Here is a 16,980-nt window from a genome sequence, read left to right on the forward strand (position 1 = left end):
GCTCATTCAAGGCCGGTGATCTGCGTCCGTGAGGTGAGCCCCGGCTTCGTCAGGATGTGCTCCACATGGGCGTCCACGATCCGCTGGGAGACGACGAGCCGTTCGGCGATCTCCCGGTTGGTCAGCCGCTCGACGGCCGGCGCGGCCACCTCCCGCTCCCGGTGGGTGAGTCCGCCGGACCCCGTCCGCGCTCGCCGGGGGACCGCGGATTCCCTGGCGGCGGTGGCCGGTTCGGCCTCCGGGAGCCCGTCCCTGTCCTCCACGGCGTACGCCACGGCCGCCGCCCCGTCCAGCGAAGCCCCGCGCGCGTGCAGATCCTCGTACGCCGTGTCGCCGAGTGCGGCACGCGCCGTCGCCGCGGCCGTCCGCTGCTCCGCCTGCAGGATCTCCATGGTCATTCGGCGCGGTCGGCCATCGCCTCGACCTGGGCGAGGTGCCGGATGCGGTACGTCTCCTCCTCGCCGCTCCCGGCGAGCCGTTCGGCCCCGTACTCGCGCAGCGTGTCGAGGAGGCGGTAGCGGGTCGGGTCGGTGTCGGTGCGCAGCACCACCGACTTGTCGACCAGGCCGATGAGCTGTTCGAGCACGTCGTCGGAGTGCAGCGCCCCGCCCCCGCACGCCTGCTCGGCGGCCTCGGCGGCCTCGGCGTCGAAGTCTCCCGCGAACACACAGAGCCGCCGCCACAGCAGTTGCTCCTGCGGGGTGCGCAGGTCGTGGCTCCAGTCGATGGTGGCCCGCAGCGTCCGGTGGTGGCCGGGTGACGCCGCGCGGCGGCCGCCGGTCAGCGCCTGGAGGCGGCCCTGGAGCCGGGCGGACAGCTCGCCGAGCGACATGCCCGCAGCCGCACGACGGCAAGCTCGATGGCCGGCGGCATGCTCTCGACCCAGCGGCACACCGAGACGACATCGTCGCGATTGGCCTCGGTGAGAGTGAACCCGGGCACCACGGCGGCCGCCCGCTCGGCGAAAGGACGCACCGCCTCGTCGTCCCTGGGCAGTGGCGTGATGGGCAGGGCGAACTCACCCGGTACGTCGAGGGGTTGGCGGCTGGTGGCGAGGACCGTGACGCCGGGCGTGATCCGCAGGATCAGGTCGGCGAGCATCGCGCAGGCGTCGAGCAGATGCTCGCAGGTGTCGAGGACGAGCAGCATCCGCCGCTCGGAAAGATACGCGGCGAGCAGGCCCACCGGGTCACGGTCGCCCTGCTCGGAGAGCCCGAGCACCCCGGCCACGGTGTGCGGGAGCAGTACCGGGTCGTGCAGCGAGGACAGTTCGACGAAGCACGCACGGTCGGGGAACCGGGGCGGCGCGGCGCGGGCGGCCCGCACCGCTAGCCGGGTCTTGCCGACGCCACCGGGTCCGGTGAGCGTCACGAGGCGGGCCTTGCCCAGCAGTGCGCCGACCTCGCGCAGTTCACGCTCACGCCCGATGAACCCGGTGACCTCCAGCGGCAGTTCGCCGGCAGGCTCCCGGACATGTCCAAGCCGCACCCGTGCCGGCCCCTCCGCTGCCACCTGCCCCCGAATGGGACCCCTCAAGGCTGCGCGGGAAGGCCACACCCCGATGCGGATGGCTGGTTTCGGCCCGTCACCATGGAAGGTGACCACTGAGAGCCACTGCTCGGATACGGTGTGCGAGTTGTTTTCGTTTCTCGTCCCGTACCTGTTCCCGATCTGTTCCCGTTTCCCGTGGGCACGCGAGGAGTTGTCGAGTGGACCGCAGTTCTGTGATCCGGATCCGTACCGTTCTTGCCGCGCTGGGTGTCGCGACCGCCATGGCGGCGGCCCCCGCCGCGACGGCGGCCGCGGAGCCGAAGGCCGCGGCGGCGTCGAAGCCGAACGAGCCCTGCACCGGAGAGTTCCAGAAGGACGCGCGGCTCGGCCCGAAGTGGCTGCCCAAGAAGTGGCAGAAGCCGGTCGGCCCGCTGCTCAAGGGCTGGAAGCGGACGGGTGACCTGGCGCCGTCGTCGTTCCTCAAGAAGTACTGGGAAGGCCCCGCGGACTCCGGCAGCTGGAAGTACCCGCCGAACGACGGCTTCGAGACGGTCAACGGCCAGGTCGACAAGCACCCCGAGGAGCTGGAGGAGGGCGAGCTGCTCGACCGGTTCGGTTCGGAGTACGGCTCGTTCCTGGCCCCCGCGGGCGACCCGTACGCCAAGCGTGCGCTGCCCCCGCAGAACCTCAACACCCGCGACGCCGCGGTCGCCTGCGACTACCGCGTCTACGAGGTGAGCAAGCCGTTCTACGTCTGGCAGGGCAGCATCGCCCCCTGGTTCGAGCAGCCCGGCCACGGCCAGCAGATCAAGCTCGACGCGGTGTTCCTCGACCCGGGCGAGGGGCAGCGCCTGAACGTGAAGTGGCTCCTCGAGCACGGCTACCTCGAGCCCGCGAACAGCTAGCACGCCGATGGACATCCGTGGACTGCCCGCCGCCCTGCGCGAGGCCGGTGTCGCCGACGGCTACTACTGGATCGAGGGCGTCCACGAACCGGCCCCCACGCCTCCCGACTTCGTCTACCTGCGGCGGACCGAGGGCGGCATGGCGTGGGAGACCGGGACGTACGAACGCGGCACGCATCACCCGCTCGCCCGGCATGCGGACGAGGCGGAGGCCTGCGCGCAGCTGCTGCGGCTACTGGTGTGAGCCGGCGAGCGCCTCGTGCTCGCAGGCGTCGTCGATGCCGTACGTGTCCCAGGCGGGGAACGGGTCGAGGCCGAGCGGCGGGAGGCTCTCGCCCTCGGCCATGAGGCAGCCGGACAGTGCCGCGCGCAGCGCATCGGGCCGCAACCCGGTCCCGATGAACACCAGTTCCTGCCCCTGGAAGTCCTCCGCGTCGCGCGCGGCGGACGGCTCGAAGCGGGCGACGGACCCGGCCTGTGACCACAATCCGGTCACGTTCGGACGGCTGGCGAGCCAGAAGAAGCCCTTGGAGCGCAGCACGTCCCCGAAGCTTCCGCTGTCCAGACCCTGCGTGACGAAGTTCCACAACCGCTCGGGGTGGAAGGGGAGTTCGGCACGGAAGACGGTGCTGGAAATGCCGTACTCCTCGGTCTCCGGCACATGGTCCCCGTTCAGCTCCCGCACCCACCCCGGAGCCTGCTGGGCCCGCTCCAGGTCGAACAGGCCGGTGCCGAGGACCTGTTGGAGATCCACCCGGCCCTGGGTCGCGGGCACGAGGCGGGCGAGCGGATTGAGGCGCGCGAGGGTGGCGGTGAGCCGCTCGGCGTCCCGCTCGTCGACCAGGTCGAGCTTGTTGAGGACGATGACGTCCGCGAACTCGATCTGGTCCATCAGCAGATCGCTGACCGTGCGCTCGTCCTCCTCGTACTGATCGAGCCCCCGCTCGGCCAGACCGTCACCGCCCGTCAGCTCCGGCAGGAAGTTGGCGGCGTCGACGACCGTCACCATCGTGTCGAGCCGGGCGAGATCGCCGAGGGTGACGCCGTCGTCGCGCGGGAACTCGAAGGTGGCGGCCACCGGCATCGGTTCGGAGATGCCGCTGGACTCGATGAGGAGATAGTCGAACCGACCCGCCCTCGCAAGACGGTCGACCTCCTCCAGGAGGTCGTCGCGCAGGGTGCAGCAGATGCACCCGTTGGTCATCTCCACGAGACGTTCCTCAGTGCGCGAGAGAGCGGCATCGCCGCCCCGCACGAGGGCGGCGTCGATGTTGATCTCGCTCATGTCATTGACGATCACCGCGACGCGCAGGCCTTCGCGGTTGCCCAGGACATGGTTGAGCAGGGTCGTCTTGCCCGCGCCGAGGAAGCCGGACAGGACGGTGACCGGCAGTCGCTCGGCCATCCCGTCAGCCCTCGGGGCGCAGCAGGCCGCGCTCGTACGCCTTGGCGAGGCGCTGGGGGACGAGGTAGGCGGAGCCGTCGACAGTGACCGGGACCAGCTGCGGGGTGGTGGCCTTCCACTGGGCGCGGCGGTGGCGGGTGTTGCTGCGGGACATCTTGCGCTTGGGTACGGCCATGGGTTCTCGGGTTCCTTTCTCGGTGGTGCGGCGTCGAGGCTATATGAAAATGGATCCCATTACGAACTGGAGGGTCCGGGCGGCGGCGAGCGCCGGGATCCGGAACCGCTCTGCGGGCCGATTCCGCAGTTGACAGCCCGAACACACCCGCGACAGCATCCCGTCGATGGAGATCACGGACCTGACACCGGCGGAGCTGCGCGTCTGGCGGGCGTTCCCGCTCGGCACGGGCGTCGACTTCCGTGAGAGCCCCGATGACGACCCCCGGGCCGGCGGCTCGTGGGGGCCCGAACGGACCGTGCGGGCCGAGGTGTTGCGGGCGCTGCTGCTCAACGGGCCGATGCGGGACGGCGAGATCGCGGGCCTGAAGCTGACGGGCGCGCGGATCACCGGGCGGCTCGACCTGATGTACGGGACGGTCGAGCATCCCGTGCGGCTGCGGTCCTGCCACTTCGAAGAGGCGCCGAATCTGTACGGGGCGCAGGTCCGCGCCCTGGTCCTCAGCGACTCGGTCCTGCCGGGGCTGACCGCGGGAACCCTCCGGGTGGAGCTGGTCCTGCGGATCACCTGCTGCCGGATAGCGGGGCCCGTGCGGCTCGCGGGCGCGCAGATCACCGGTGCCTTCTTCGTCAACGGGGCGGAGCTCGGCGCGCCGCCCGTGCCCGACGAGCCGCCCGCGGAGGACGCCGAAGCGGTGCTTCAGCTGAATCATGCGGAGGTCGGCACCGACGTATGGGCCGTCGGCCTTGTCGCGCACGGCCAGGTCCGGATGAACGGCGCCACTGTCGGCGGCCAGGTCAACCTCGACGACGCCGAACTGAGTGCCCCTGGTGGAGTCGCCCTGCACGCCGAGACCCTGTCGGTCGGCACCGATCTGCGGGCCGTGCGGCTGCGGGCCCGTGGCACGGTCAATCTGAGCGGTGCCCGCATCCCGCGCCACATCAATCTCGCCTACGCCCGTCTCTCCCACCCCGAGGGGTCGGCGCTGCGCGCCAGCAGCTGCGTCGTCGGCGAGCTGTGGCTGCGGGAGGCCGCCCCGATCGAGGGCGCCGTCAATCTGCGCCGCTCCCAGCTGGACCTGCTGCACGTCCCCCCGGAGGTGTGGCCGGATCAGGTCAAGCTCGACGGCCTCGGCTACCAGCGGCTCGCCCCGCATCTGCCCGCCGAACAGCGGCTTCCGCTGCTCGACCGCGAGGCGGGCGGCTATCTCCCGCAGGGCTACGAGCAGTTGGCCGCCGCATACCGCACGGTCGGCGACGAGGCCGCCGCCCGCACCGTCCAGCTGGCCAAGCTCCGCCGGCATCGCGGCACCCTGCCCCCGTACGCCCGGATCTGGGGGCATCTCCAGGACGTGACCGTCGGCTACGGCTTCCGGCCCATGCGCGCCGCCGGATGGCTGTTCGTCCTGCTGCTCGGCGGCGCGCTCGCCTTCGCCCTGCACCATCCGCGTCCGTTGAAGTCCGGTGAGGCCCCCGACTTCAACCCCGTCTTCTACAGCCTTGACCTGCTCCTCCCGATCATCGGCTTCGGGCAGGAGGCGGCGTTCGCGCCGGACGGCTGGTACCAGTGGCTCTCGTATCTGCTGATCGCCACGGGCTGGGTGCTTGTCACCACGGTCGCGGCGGGCATCTCGCGGTCGCTCAGCCGGCAGTGACCGTGAGCGCCCAGGCGATGTAGGCGGCGTTCACGGTCAGCCGGGCGGTCACGCCCCAGGGGCTGTTGAGGAATCCCGTACGGGTGCGGGTGTGGAACGCCGCGTCGACATGCGAAACCTGGAAGGCGCTCAGCAGCGCGACGGCGGCCCAGCCGCCGGCCGTGCGGGTCGAGGGGGCGAACAGCAGGGCGGCCGTGGCGAGTTCGGCCACCGCGCTGCCGACGACGAGGGTGGCGGGGGAAGGAAGCCAGCGCGGGACCAGGGTGCGGAAATAGGCGGGGAACAGGAAGTGCGTGACGGCCGTGACGGTCAGGAAGGACGCGAGGGCCAGGGCTGCGAAGTCGTACATGCGGCGATGATCGGGGCGTCGGCGGGGCCACGTATTGAACGGAACGCGCGTGATGAACGGAACGCGCGTGATGAACAGATCGCGTGCGTGAACAGATCACGCGACGCACGGGCGCGGACGGGGCAACGATCGATATCCTCCAGCGGAAACGCTCAAACGAACACCCGATGGGTACGTCGCGAGGGGGCCGGCAGCATGCGGGAGCCGAGGGAAATCAGGCGGCAGCGGATACTCGCGGTCGTGGAGTCGCGCGGCGAGGCGCGGCTGAGTGATCTCGCCGCCGATCTGGAGGTCTCGGTGATCACCGTTCGCCGCGATGTCGAAGACCTGGCCCGCGAGGGCCGGCTGCGGCGCGGTCACGGCGTGGCACGCTCGGTCGGGCCCGTGGAACGGACCACCGCGCCCGCCGAACCGGTGGCCTCCGGGGAAGCCGTGGCGCTGATGGTGCCCGAGCGGCACACCTATCTGTACGAGACGATGCACGGGGCGCGGGGCGCCCTGAGCGAGGCGGGGATGCGGGTCGCCCTGCACATCGCGCCGCAGGTGGAAGGTGCCGAACGGCCGCTGGTGGAACGGGTGTTGGCCGAGGGTGTGCGAGGGCTGCTCATCGCTCCGCGCTGGCGCACCGCGGCCGAGGAGGAGGCGGACTACGCCTGGCTCGCCGCGTCCGGTGTGCCCACCGTGGTGATGGAGCGGCGGCCGCGGGCCGGCAGCGCGCTGCACGCCATGGACTCCGTGTGCACGGACCACTGGTTCGGCATCCATCTCGCCGTCGACCACCTCGTGCAGCTCGGCCATCGCCGGATCGTCCTGGCCGCGCGCGACGACAGCCCGACGGCCCGTGCGCTGCGCGCGGCCTTCGCCGAGATCGCCGCGTCCCGGGCGGAGATCGAGGACTGGACGGTGGTGCTCAGCGCCCGCGACGCCGGACCCGGCCGGGCGCGCGAACCCCTCGACCTCGCGGCGCTGCTGCGCGAGCGCCGGGCCACGGCCGCCGTGCTGCACGGCGACGTCGACGCGCTGATGCTCGTGTCGCAGCTCATCGAAGGCGGGGTGCGGGTACCGCAGGACTGCTCGGTGGTGGCGTACGACGATGTGGTGGCCGCGCTTGGCAGCACCCCGCTGACCGCGGTGTCCCCGCCGAAGCACGAGGTGGGACGGGTCGCGGCCCAGCTCCTGCTGCGCAGGTTCGCCGAGGCGGAGGCGTCAGGCGCCGGGCACCCGCAGCGAGTTGAGCTGCTGCCGGAGCTGAAGGTGCGCGGCTCCGCCACCCATCCCGCGATCGTTTGACCGCTTAAGTTTCTTTTGATCGGTCTCTTGACCGGCTTCGTTCACGCGATCAGGATTCCCGTGTCCCGAACAAGAGCCGCGGGAGGCACCCATGCCCGGTCGACCGAGTCGCCGGTCCCTGCTCGCCGTGACAGCCGCCGTTCCCGCGGCAGGCGCGTTGAGCGCCTGCTCGGGCGGCAAGGGCCGAACGGCACGCACCAAGGGCGGCAGTACACGCATCACCTTCTGGTCCGCGCTGCGCGGCAGCCAGGAAGTGGTCGACGCGTTCAACAAGACCCACGACCGAGTCCAGGTCGAGTTCCAGCAGATCCCGTCAGGGGCGATGGGCGGCTACGCCAAGCTCAGCAACGCCGCCCGCGCCGGCAACGCCCCGGACGTCGCCACCATCGAGTACCCCCAGGTCCCTGGCTTCGCCATCGACGGCGTCGCCCGTGACCTCACCCCGCTCCTGACCGACCGGCTGCGCGCCAAGCTGCTCCCGCAGGCTCTCGGCCTGACCACGTTCGAGAAGCGGGTCTTCACCGTTCCGCTCGACGTGGAGCCGATGGTCCTGCACTACCGCACCGATCTGTTCGACCAGTACGGCCTTCAAGTCCCGCGCACCTGGGACGAGTTCGCCGAAGCCGCCCGCACCGTACGGGACAAGTCCCGCGACCGGCGGCGGCTCGCGCTCTTCCCCACCGACGGCTTCACCCAGTTCGCCGCGTGGGCGTGGCAGGCGGGCGCCCAGTGGTTCGACACCCGCGACGGCGCCTGGAACGTCTCGCTCGCCGACCGGCCGACTAGCGAGGTCGCGGCGTACTGGCAGCGGCTCGTCGACGACGACCTGGTCTTCGCCAACGCCTCCGAGAGCAGACAGCACGACTCGCAGCTCGGTGAGGGCCTGGTCCTTGCCCGGCTCAGCGGCGCCTGGGACGCGGGCGCGCAGATGAACGCGCGGCCGGGCCAGAAGAAGCAGTGGGCGATCGCCCCGCTCCCGCAGTGGGACCCCGACCACCCGGTCGTCGGCACCCACGGCGGCTCCACCTTCGCCGTCACCAAGGACAGCCGGAACCCGGAAGCCGCCATGGAGTTCATCGAGTGGCAGGTCTCGCACCCCGACGCCCTGCGCGCCCGGCTCTCCAGCGGCACCAGCAGCCAGTACCCGGCCGTCCCCGGCCTGGTCTCTGTGGGCCGCGCCGCCTTCGACCGCTCCTACTACGCGGGCCAGGACATCTACCGCCTCTTCCAGGAACAGGCGGACACCATCCGCGACGGCTGGGTCTGGGGTCCGCGGATGACCGCGACCCAGCGCGTGATGCAGGACGGCTTCGCCCGCGCGGGCGGCGGCCAGGGCTCGATCGTCGACGCGGTGCACGCGGCGCAGGACGGCACCATGCCCGACCTCAAGGCCCTGGGCCTCTCCACCACCGAGCACAGCACATGACCGGCGCGAAGGGGACAGGGCGAGGCCAAGCACCCCGTACGCCACCGAGCACCAGCAGAAAGGCAGGTGACCCCCGATGACCACGACCGCGCCCCCGGCCCGCGCCGCCCGCACGGCCGCTGCCCCCGCCGCTGCCCGCGGCGCCCGCGCCAGTGCGCGCCGCCGTGAACACATGGCGTGCGGCGTCCTGATGACCCCCTTCCTGATCCTGTTGGCGACGGTCTTCCTGATCCCCGTCGGCACCGCCGTCTGGCTGAGCTTCTTCAGCGACGACCAGCCCGGCCTCGGCTTCGGCCCCGAACGCACCGTCTTCGTCGGCCTGCGCAGCTACACGGCCGTCCTCACCGACCCGACCTTCCTCGGCAGCCTCGGCGTGGTCGCCCTCTACTGCCTGATCTACATCCCGCTGATGGTGATCGGCGCCCTCGCGCTCGCCCTGCTGCTCGACTCGGGCCTCGTACGGCTGCGGGCCTGGGCGCAGTTGAGCCTCTTCCTGCCGCACGCGGTGCCCGGCATCATCGCCGCCCTCATCTGGCTCTACCTCTACACCCCGGGGCTCAGCCCCGTCGTCGAACTCCTCGCCAAGGGCGACATCACCGTCGACTTCCTCGGCGTGCACACGGTGCTCCCGTCGATCGTGAACATCGCCCTGTGGAGCAACCTCGGCTACAACATGGTGATCTTCTACGCCGCCCTGCAGGCTGTCCCGCGCGAGGTGATCGAGGCCGCGGTCGTCGACGGCGCGGGACCGGTGCGCACCGCACTCCAGGTCAAGGCGCCGCTGGTGCGCTCCTCCATCGTGATGGTCGCCATGTTCACCCTGATCTGGGCGCTGCAGCTGTTCACCGAGCCGATGCTGCTCAGCCAGTCCTCCCCGATGATCAACTCGCGCTTCTCGCCCAGCATGTACATCTACGACGCGGCCTTCACCCGCAACAACTACGGCCTGGCGGCGGCCGCTTCGGTGATCCTGCTGCTGTGCACGGTCGCCCTGTCGTACGGCGTCACGCGCTGGACGAACCGCTCCCAGAAGGAGGCCGCACGATGAGCGCCGACACCCTCACCGCGGGCCGCCCCCGCCTCCTGGGCCGCACCGTCGTCAACACCGTGGTCGGCATCGCGGTGCTCTACACCCTGCTGCCCGTCCTGTGGCTGGTGCTGGCCGCGTCCAAGAACCGGGACGCCCTGTTCAGCAGCGACTTCTTCTCGCTGGCCGACTTCTCCTTCGTACAGAATCTGCGCGACCTGTTCGCGATGGACGGCGGCCTGTACGGACGCTGGTACACCAACAGCCTGCTGTACGCCGTCCTCGGCGCCGCGATCAGCGCCCTGATCAGCGTCGCCTGCGGCTACGCCTTCGACAAGTACCGCTTCCGGCACAAGGAGAAGGTCTTCGGCCTGGTGCTCGCGGCGGTGATGGTGCCGCAGACGGTGCTCGCCCTGCCGCTGTATCTGATGGCGTCGGCCACGGGTGTCGTCGACACCTTCTGGGCGGTGTTCATCCCGGTCCTCTTCAACCCGTTCGGCGTCTATCTCGGGCGGATCTTCAGTCAGGGGTACGTTCCCGACGAGGTGCTCGAAGCGGCGCGGATGGACGGGGCGGGGGAGCTGACCACGTATGTGCGTGTCGCCCTGCGGATGCTGGGGCCCGGCCTGGTGACGGTGTTCCTCTTCCAGCTCACCGCCATCTGGAACAACTTCTTCCTGCCCATGGTGATGCTCTCGGACGAGAGGCTGTATCCCGTCAGCCTCGGCCTCTACACCTGGAACAGCTCCGCAAGCGTCTCGCCCGAGTACTACCCCGTGGTGATCATGGGTTCGCTCCTCGCGGTGCTGCCGCTGATCCTCGCCTTCATCCTGCTGCAGCGCTTCTGGAAGTCGGGCCTGACCGCGGGCTCGGTCAAGTGAGCCATGGGAAAGGGCCATAGGAAAGGGCCATGTGAAAGGGAATCTGTTGATGAACGGCAGTCACCGTCCGCACACCGCGCTCGCCATGGGGCAGGACGCGGCGACGGCCGTGCTCGGCCCCGGCGCCCTGGCCGCGCTCGGCCAGGTCTGCGATCTGGTGCCAGACACCGTCCTGGACGACTTCACCACCCCGCGGGCCCGCTCCGTGCTCGCGGACGTGGAGGTCCTCGTCACCGGCTGGGGCTGCCCGCCCCTTGACGCCGCCGCGCTCGCGGCGGCGCCCCGGCTGCGGGCCGTCGTCCACACCGCGGGGTCGGTACGCGGGCACATCACCGAGGAGTGCTGGGAGCGCGGCATCGAGGTGTCGTCGGCCGCCGCGGCCAACGCGCTGCCCGTCGCCGAATACACGGTCGCCATGATCCTGCTGACAGGCAAGCAAGTCCTTGAGCGTGCCCGTGAGTTCGGCGTCACCCGCCGCCGCGACGACTGGCTCGGCGTCTCGCAGGGCGTCGGCAACTACGGCCGCACGGTCGGCATCCTCTCCGCATCGCTGATCGGCCGGCGGGTGATCGAACTCCTGCGGCCGTACGACCTGCGGGTACTGCTGCACGACCCGTACGTCAGCGACGAGGCGGCCGCGGCGCTCGGTGTGCGGCCCGTCGGCATCGAGGAGCTCTTCGCGAGCAGCGACGTCGTCAGCGTGCACACGCCGCTGCTGCCCGCCACCCGCGGCCTCGTCGGCCACGACCTGCTCGCCGCGATGCGCCACGACGCGGTGCTCATCAACACCGCCCGCGGCGCCGTGCTCGACCAGGACGCCCTCACCGAGGCCGCCACGGCCGGCCGCATCCGGGCCGTCCTCGATGTCACGGACCCTGAAGTGCTGCCTCCCGACCACCCGTTGTGGGACTGCGACAACGTCACGATCACCCCGCATCTCGCCGGATCGCAGGGCAACGAGTGGGGGCGCCTCGCCGATCTCGCCGTCGCCGAGCTCGGCCGCTGGGCCGCGGGCGACGGCTTCGCCCATCCCGTACGACGCGAAAGGCTGGCCTACCTCGCATGAGCATCCCCGGACTGCCCGAAGAGAACCGGGAGTTGAGCCCGCACACCGGTTACACGCGCGAGCACTGGGAGGCCGCCGCCGACGGCCTCCTGGGCGCCGCCTGGCAGTGGGCGACACCGCACGGCGCCCTCCTCGACCTGCCGGGACGGCCCTCCGCGTCCGGCGTACGGTCGGACGGCCTGGAGGGATACGCCCGCACTTTCCTCGCCGCCGCGTTCCGGGTGGCGGGCGCCGAGGGCAAGGACCCGCACGGCTGGCTCGACCGGTACGCGCGGGGGCTCGCGGCGGGCACCCGCACACCCGGCCGCGTCGACACCGAGTCCTGGCCCGTCATCCTCGACCACCACGTCCAGGGCCAACCCATGGTCGAATCCGCCTCCGTGGCCCTCGGCCTGCGGCTGACCCGCCCCTGGCTGTGGGACCGCCTCGACGGCGACGTACAGGACCGCGCGGAGGAATGGCTGCGCGGCGCGCTCCGCCACGTCCCCGCACCGAACAACTGGTACCTCTTCCCCTACACCGTGGCAGGCTTCCTGGAGTCGGTGGGCCGCGGCGACACGGAGACGGCCAGGGCCCGCGAACGGGCCCTGGAACTCCTGGAGACCTGGTACCGCGGCCAGGGCTGGTACGCCGACGGCGACGGCCGCGCCTTCGACCACTACAACGGCTGGGCACTGCACCTCTACCCGGTGCTCGACGCCCAACTGTCCAGCGACAAGCGCCAGTTGGAGGTCCATGGCCTCCGTCTGCGCGAACACCTGAAGAGCTTCGGGCTCCTCTTCGGCGGCGACGGCGCCCCGATCCACTTCGGCCGCTCCCTGACCTACCGGTTCGCCGCCGCGGCGTCCATCGCCCTCGGCGCGGTCACCGGCCACACCCCGCTCACCCCCGGCACCTCGCGCCGCCTCCTGAGCGGATCGCTGCGCTACTTCCTCGACCGCGGCTCGGTCGGCGACGACGGCCTGCTCAGCCTCGGCTGGCACGGCCCGCACGAGGCGGGCCTGCAGAACTACTCGGGGCCCGCGTCGCCGTACTGGGCGTCGAAGGCGTTCGTCTGCCTGCTCGCCCCGGCAGGACACCCCCTGTGGACGGCGACCGAAGAACCGGCGCCCAGCGAGACCCGCGACCGCGTGCTCGCGCTGCCCGCCCCCGGCCTGCTCGTGCACAGCACCCGCGCGGACGGGGTGGTCCGGCTGCACAACCACGGCAGCGACCACGCGCGCCCGCACGAGGCGCAGTCGGCCGCGCACGAGGACCCGCTCTACGCCCGCCACGCCTACTCCACCCGCACGGGACCCACGGCACGCGGCAACACCCCCGACAACCACATCGCCGTAGAAGTGGCGGGCATCCGCAGCGCCCGCTGCCGCATCGAGCCGCTCGGCGCCGACAACGGGGCCGGCTGGGGCTGGGCCGCATCCCGGCACACCCCGGTCTTCGTCGGCGGCCCGCCCATGGTGCCGGGGCTGAGCGTGGAGAGCGTCACCGTGGCCAAGGGCCCGTACGAGCTGCGCGTGCACCGCGTCATCGGCGCACCGCACGGCGCCCGCGTCACCCACACGGGCTGGGCGACCGGGCCCGAGGAGAACCTGCACTCCGCGCTCCATCCACTGCACGGCTGGACAGCTCAGGACGAACAACGCGCACCCCAGGGCACCGCGTTCACCCGGTGGGCCCGCATGCCGCGCCTCACGGCGGACACGGAGGGTACCTCCCTCTACGCGGCCCTCGCCCTGCTCACTGCGGCGCCGGAACCCGCGCCACTGGCGGATGCGGTCACCGCGGTGGACGCGACGGCCGACGGGGTCGAGGTGCGGTGGGCCGACGACGGATCCACGACACGGATCTCCTTCGAGCCGCTGGCCGTTGAACACCGGGAGGGGGCTCCGATGGGCTGACAGTTCAGGGGATTGGGCACACTGGCCGACCATGGGCATGTTCACCGCCGGGCACGGCATCACCGTCTTCGCCGAATCCCGTCCGTACGAGGTGACCCGGCACCGGCATCCCGCTTGGAAGCTCGTCCTGCCGGCCGGGGGACACGTCACCGTCGGGGCGGACGCCGGGGCGGGCGCCGGGGCGGGCGTGCTGGTGCCGCCGCGGTTCGAGCACGGTTGCGGCACCTCGTCGGGCTTCGTCGCCGTCTTCCTCGAACCATGGCGGGTGCCGGGCGCGGCCCACGCCGTGCGGCCGGTCTGGCTCGACGCGGCGCGGACGCGGAGGATGCGCGACGCGCTGGGGCCGCAGCTGGACGGCGCGGCGCTGCGCGCCGAACTGGCCGCGTTCGCAGGGCCGCCGACCGCCGTCGACGCACGCGTGCGCCATGCGGTCCGGGCCTGCGGCGGAGCCGCCCGGCTCGACGAGGTCGCCGCCGACGTGGGGCTCTCCCCGGCGCGGCTGCGCACGCTGGTCCGCACGGAGGTGGGCATTCCGCTCGGCACCCTGCGGCAGTGGGAGCGGCTGCGGACCGCGGTCGGCGCGCTGGTCGAGGGCGGTACGGACATCGCGGAGGCCGCCACCGCCGCCGGCTTCGCGGACCAGGCCCACCTCACCCGCACCGTCCGCAAGCTGGTGGGCCGCACGCCGGGTTCGCTGCGGCGCGGCGGGCTTGACCCTCACGCCGCGTCAGGCTGCAGGCTTCAGCCCGACGAAAGGCGAGGTCCATGAGTTACACCGTGGGGCAGGTCTCCGGGTTCGCCGGGGTGACCGTCCGTACCCTGCATCATTACGACCGGGCGGGTCTGCTCACCCCCAGCGAGCGCAGCCCCGGCGGCTACCGCCTGTACAGCGAGGCCGACCTGGCCCGCCTGCAGCAGATCCTCTTCTACCGCGAACTCGGCTTCGCCCTGGAGGAGATCGCGGAGATCCTCGCGGACCCGCAGTCCAACGCCCTCGACCAGCTGCGCGCCCGGCACAAGGCGCTGGTCGAGCAGATCGGCAAGCTGGGGCGCCTGGTGGAGGTCGCCGAGCGGGCCATGGAGGTGCAGCAGACCGGCGTACGGCTCAGCCCGCAGGAGCGGTTCGAGGTGTTCGGGGAGATCACCTTCGATCTGAGTTACGCCACCGAGGCCGAGCTGAAGTGGGCGGGCAGCGCGGGACATCGCGAGGCGATGAGCCGCGCCGCCGCCCACTCCAAGGAGGACTGGGCGCTGCTCATGAGCGAGGCGGCGCGGTGGCGCGATCGGCTCGTCGCGGCGTTCGACGAGGGAGAGCCCGCCGAGGGAGAGCGCGCGACGGCCCTGGCCGAGGAGCACCGCAGGCACATCTCCCGCTGGTTCACGCCGTGCCCGCCCGAGATGCACATCCGCGTCGCCGACGACTTCGCCGAGGACCCGAGGGCCTTCGCGCTCGTCGTGCCGCCCTCCCAGCAGCGGCCCGGCCTTGCGATGTTCCTGCGTGCCGCGGTGCTCGCCAATGCCCGAGCCAACCCTGAAGGTAAAGCTAAACCTGAGGTTGAGGGTGGGGTCGAGTCCGGCGTGGAGTCACTCGCCGGGAGGGAGGGAAGCTGATGCGTGTTCTGATCACCGCGGCCGGGTCGTACGGCGATGTCGCGCCGTACACCGGACTCGGCGCCCGGCTGCGCGAAGCGGGCCACGACGTCGCCCTCGCCACCCAGGAGACCTTCGCGCCGCTCGTCCGCGCCGCCGGTCTCACCTTGCGTCCGCTGCCCGCCGACCCGCACGCTTCCGGCGGCGGGAGCGGCGGCAAGCGGGAGCTGCTGCGGGCGGCCGCGTCGTTCGTACGCGAACTGGGGTCAGGGCTCGTCGACGCGGCGGAGCACGGCGGCGGCCCTGACGTACTGCTGCTGTCGACGACCACGGCCCCGCTCGGCTGGCAGCTGGCCGAGGCCATGGGCGTACCGACCCTCGGTGTGTACCTGCAACCCACGCACCCCACCCGCGAGTTCGCACCGGTCGTCAGCGGTGCCCGTTCCCTCGGCGGCCCCGGCAACCGAGCGATGGGCCGCTTCTCACTGCGGATGACGGACCGCGTCTACGCCGACGCCGTCCGGGACCTGCGCAGCCGCCTCGGCCTGCCCGCGGCCGCGCCCGGAGCCGTCCGGCGCCGGCGGGAGGAGGCCCGGTGGCCGGTCCTGCACGGCTTCAGCCCGGCTGTGGTGCCCCGGCCCGGAGACTGGCGCGACGGCCTGGACGTCGTCGGCAACTGGTGGCCGCACCACGACCCGGGCCGCCCGCTGCCCGCCGCCCACGAGGACTTCCTGCGGGCGGGCCCGCCGCCCGTCTTCATCGGCTTCGGCAGCATGGCCGCCGGCGAGGGGGAACGGCTGAGCGAGATCGCCGTGGCCGCCCTGCGCAAGGCCGGGCTGCGCGGCGTTCTCCAGGAGGGGCGGGCGGGCCTGATGGCGTACGGCGACGACATCCTCACGGTCGACGAGGTGCCCCACGCGCTGCTCTTCCCGAGGATGGCCGCGGTCGTCCACCACGCGGGCGCGGGCACCACGGCGGCGGCGCTGCGGGCCGGGGTCCCCGCGATCCCCGTCCCCGTCATGGCCGACCAGCCGTTCTGGGCCGCCCGCGTGGCCGCCTTGGGCGCCGCCACCACGCCGATCCCCTTCAAACACCTCACTGCGGAGCGCCTGGCCGAGCAGCTGGGCGGCGCAGTGCGCGAGGACTCGCTGAAGGCGGCTGCCGGGGGCATCGCCCGCCGGATGGGCGCGGAGGACGGTGCGGGTCATGTCCTCAAGGCGGTGGAGGGGCTGGGCGCGCCCCGAAGGGGCGCGGGGAACTGCGCGACCAGCCACGACACAGCCGCAGACGAGCGATGAGTCAGGCGGCGTAACAGAGCACCGCGGGGTCGGCCGGGGCACCTGCCACGGCCGCCTGCACGGTACGGACGGTGGCCGCGCCCTGCGAACGGTTCCGTGCGAAGACGACGAGCCGCAGCACCACGAACCGCGCGACACCGGCCAGCGCGGAGGCGGACAGATAGACCACCTGCTCAAGCACTGCACCGGGCGCCGCCACCAGCAGCTGCAGGACCAGCATCGCCGCACAGGTCACCGCGTACGCGGCCCCCGCGGATCCGGCCGACTGCGCATGCTGGCGCCGGGTCGCGCGCCCGCCCGCTCCGAAGGTGAAGCGGGCGTGCAGCTCGGTGGCGAGGAGCGTGGAGACCACGGTGATCAGGGCGTTGGCCAGTACCCAGGGAATCCAGGAGGAGAGTCCCGCCACGGCGAAGCTGGAGGCGATCCCCACCCCGCCGCCGCAGAGCACGAAGCGCGCGAAGGCGGATAAGGCGCCGGGCGCCGTCTGCTCCTGACTCTGTGCTGTCTCCATGATCCGACCCCCTG

Annotated in this window: 19 protein-coding genes; 12 read left to right on the forward strand and 7 right to left on the reverse strand. The window is 72.0% G+C overall.

Annotation, left to right across the window (positions count from 1 at the left end):
* Positions 1–2: 2 nt before the first annotated feature.
* The 3 genes from OG453_RS42635 to OG453_RS42645 are packed head-to-tail and all read right to left on the reverse strand — an operon-like array spanning position 3 to position 1,488.
* A complete protein-coding gene (locus OG453_RS42635; RefSeq protein ID WP_266874173.1) occupies positions 3–398 on the reverse strand; it encodes a helix-turn-helix transcriptional regulator in 396 nt (131 codons plus the stop codon).
* Positions 395–832 (reverse strand): hypothetical protein, encoded by a 438-nt coding sequence (locus tag OG453_RS42640; RefSeq protein ID WP_266874174.1) that lies wholly within the window; start codon positions 830–832, stop codon positions 395–397. Before OG453_RS42640 ends, OG453_RS42635 begins: the two co-directional genes overlap by 4 nt.
* Positions 781–1,488 carry an AAA family ATPase gene (locus OG453_RS42645; RefSeq protein ID WP_266874175.1) on the reverse strand — a complete coding sequence of 236 codons (708 nt, stop codon included), beginning with the start codon at positions 1,486–1,488 and terminating at the stop codon, positions 781–783. The genes OG453_RS42640 and OG453_RS42645 overlap by 52 nt, the downstream gene beginning before the upstream one ends.
* A 236-nt stretch (positions 1,489–1,724) precedes the next feature.
* Here OG453_RS42645 and OG453_RS42650 point away from each other — a divergent pair, with 236 nt between their 5' ends.
* The gene (locus tag OG453_RS42650; protein ID WP_266874366.1) at positions 1,725–2,396 is read left to right on the forward strand and encodes a TNT domain-containing protein; all 672 of its coding nucleotides are present in this window, start codon (positions 1,725–1,727) and stop codon (positions 2,394–2,396) included.
* Between the two features lie 7 nt (positions 2,397–2,403).
* Positions 2,404–2,640: a hypothetical protein gene (locus tag OG453_RS42655; RefSeq protein ID WP_266874176.1), complete on the forward strand. Its 237-nt coding sequence runs from the start codon at positions 2,404–2,406 to the stop codon at positions 2,638–2,640.
* Here OG453_RS42655 and OG453_RS42660 read toward each other — a convergent pair.
* Positions 2,629–3,801: a GTP-binding protein gene (locus OG453_RS42660; RefSeq protein ID WP_266874178.1), complete on the reverse strand. Its 1,173-nt coding sequence runs from the start codon at positions 3,799–3,801 to the stop codon at positions 2,629–2,631. The genes OG453_RS42655 and OG453_RS42660 overlap by 12 nt on opposite strands.
* Before the next feature lie 4 nt (positions 3,802–3,805).
* Positions 3,806–3,976: a 50S ribosomal protein L32 gene (gene rpmF / locus OG453_RS42665; protein WP_160503106.1), complete on the reverse strand. Its 171-nt coding sequence runs from the start codon at positions 3,974–3,976 to the stop codon at positions 3,806–3,808.
* A 166-nt stretch (positions 3,977–4,142) separates the two neighbouring features.
* On the opposite strand from rpmF, the gene OG453_RS42670 reads away from it, so the two are divergent.
* Positions 4,143–5,630 (forward strand): membrane-associated oxidoreductase, encoded by a 1,488-nt coding sequence (locus OG453_RS42670; RefSeq protein ID WP_266874179.1) that lies wholly within the window; start codon positions 4,143–4,145, stop codon positions 5,628–5,630.
* Here OG453_RS42670 and OG453_RS42675 read toward each other — a convergent pair.
* Positions 5,617–5,979: a hypothetical protein gene (locus tag OG453_RS42675; protein WP_266874180.1), complete on the reverse strand. Its 363-nt coding sequence runs from the start codon at positions 5,977–5,979 to the stop codon at positions 5,617–5,619. The genes OG453_RS42670 and OG453_RS42675 overlap by 14 nt on opposite strands.
* 195 nt (positions 5,980–6,174) lie before the next feature.
* Here OG453_RS42675 and OG453_RS42680 point away from each other — a divergent pair, with 195 nt between their 5' ends.
* From OG453_RS42680 to OG453_RS42720, 9 genes are all read left to right on the forward strand, one after another.
* Positions 6,175–7,269, forward strand: coding sequence for a substrate-binding domain-containing protein (locus OG453_RS42680; protein ID WP_266874181.1), 1,095 nt, complete (start codon positions 6,175–6,177; stop codon positions 7,267–7,269).
* Between the two features lie 91 nt (positions 7,270–7,360).
* The gene (locus tag OG453_RS42685; protein WP_266874182.1) at positions 7,361–8,695 is read left to right on the forward strand and encodes an ABC transporter substrate-binding protein; all 1,335 of its coding nucleotides are present in this window, start codon (positions 7,361–7,363) and stop codon (positions 8,693–8,695) included.
* Between the two features lie 76 nt (positions 8,696–8,771).
* Complete coding sequence (locus OG453_RS42690; RefSeq protein ID WP_266874183.1) at positions 8,772–9,743, forward strand: carbohydrate ABC transporter permease; 972 nt, start codon at positions 8,772–8,774, stop codon at positions 9,741–9,743.
* Positions 9,740–10,603: a carbohydrate ABC transporter permease gene (locus OG453_RS42695; protein ID WP_266874184.1), complete on the forward strand. Its 864-nt coding sequence runs from the start codon at positions 9,740–9,742 to the stop codon at positions 10,601–10,603. The genes OG453_RS42690 and OG453_RS42695 overlap by 4 nt, the downstream gene beginning before the upstream one ends.
* Positions 10,604–10,652: 49 nt before the next feature.
* A complete protein-coding gene (locus OG453_RS42700; RefSeq protein WP_266874185.1) occupies positions 10,653–11,669 on the forward strand; it encodes a hydroxyacid dehydrogenase in 1,017 nt (338 codons plus the stop codon).
* Complete coding sequence (locus OG453_RS42705) at positions 11,666–13,567, forward strand: DUF2264 domain-containing protein (RefSeq protein ID WP_266874186.1); 1,902 nt, start codon at positions 11,666–11,668, stop codon at positions 13,565–13,567. Before OG453_RS42700 ends, OG453_RS42705 begins: the two co-directional genes overlap by 4 nt.
* Positions 13,568–13,598: 31 nt before the next feature.
* Positions 13,599–14,336 (forward strand): AraC family transcriptional regulator, encoded by a 738-nt coding sequence (locus OG453_RS42710; RefSeq protein ID WP_266874187.1) that lies wholly within the window; start codon positions 13,599–13,601, stop codon positions 14,334–14,336.
* Positions 14,333–15,178, forward strand: a complete 846-nt coding sequence (locus OG453_RS42715; RefSeq protein ID WP_266874188.1) for a MerR family transcriptional regulator — start codon at positions 14,333–14,335, stop codon at positions 15,176–15,178. Before OG453_RS42710 ends, OG453_RS42715 begins: the two co-directional genes overlap by 4 nt.
* Complete coding sequence (locus tag OG453_RS42720; RefSeq protein WP_266874189.1) at positions 15,178–16,455, forward strand: glycosyltransferase; 1,278 nt, start codon at positions 15,178–15,180, stop codon at positions 16,453–16,455. Before OG453_RS42715 ends, OG453_RS42720 begins: the two co-directional genes overlap by 1 nt.
* Before the next feature lies 1 nt (position 16,456).
* On the opposite strand, the gene OG453_RS42725 is transcribed toward OG453_RS42720, so the two are convergent.
* Positions 16,457–16,966, reverse strand: a complete 510-nt coding sequence (locus OG453_RS42725; protein WP_266874190.1) for a hypothetical protein — start codon at positions 16,964–16,966, stop codon at positions 16,457–16,459.
* Between the last annotated feature and the right edge of the window lie 14 nt (positions 16,967–16,980).

The sequence above is a fragment of the Streptomyces sp. NBC_01381 genome, from assembly GCF_026340305.1.
Classification (GTDB): Bacteria; Actinomycetota; Actinomycetes; order Streptomycetales; family Streptomycetaceae; genus Streptomyces.